This is a genomic window from Cupriavidus sp. 01L43, assembly GCF_056399925.1.
Genome location: NZ_JBFTSH010000051.1, coordinates 1 through 680 on the forward strand (window position 1 = coordinate 1; position 680 = coordinate 680).

The window sequence follows — 680 nt, forward strand, 5'->3', positions numbered from 1 at the left end:
TTGCCGGAATGCTCGGTGGACAGCTTGACGTGCTCCTGTCCCTCCCAATCCTCGAATTCGAGCTTGTTGTCGCTCTGCGTGCGAATAACGTTGCGGGATAGCCAACGATCCTGATTGGTAATCAGATCCGTCTGGCGACTGTTATGGTGGACGTGGGCGATATACGGCTTATTGGGATTACCGTCCCGAAATGCGATAGCCGCTTCGGTGCCGTCGATCAGCGGAAAGTGAAATCCTGTTTGCAGCGCCCCGGCAAACGGCTTGGCCAATCGCAGCGGCACGCACTCGCCGCCGCCGGGCCAGTCCTCGAAATCGAAGTCAAAGCGAACCGTGTAATAGCCCTGCTGCGTCAGATAAGCGTATGGATACCGGCTTGGCGAGGTAATGCGCGCACTCAGCGTGCCCTGGATCTTCGGCCAGTTGGCCTCGTCCAGCGGCAGCCGGAACCGTCGATCCGACGGGATCGATTTGAAGGTATTCCGATACGCCGCATCGCGCGCGCCGGTGTGGATCACCTCGGTGATGACCTGCCCATTCGGCGCATCCGCCAGCGCAAGATCCATCCGCAGGATTCGCGCCGGACGCAGTTCCAGCACATTGCTCTCGCCTTCATAGACCACCTGGGAAGCCATCGCCGCCTCATGCCGAAGCTGGGCTTCCCATTTGGCGCCTTCGAAATC

At 59.9% G+C, this 680-nt stretch carries 1 pseudogene; it reads right to left on the reverse strand.

The window, feature by feature from the left end:
* A pseudogene (locus AC1DP9_RS27735) lies at window positions 1-680 on the reverse strand (type VI secretion system tip protein VgrG); the annotation flags it as partial.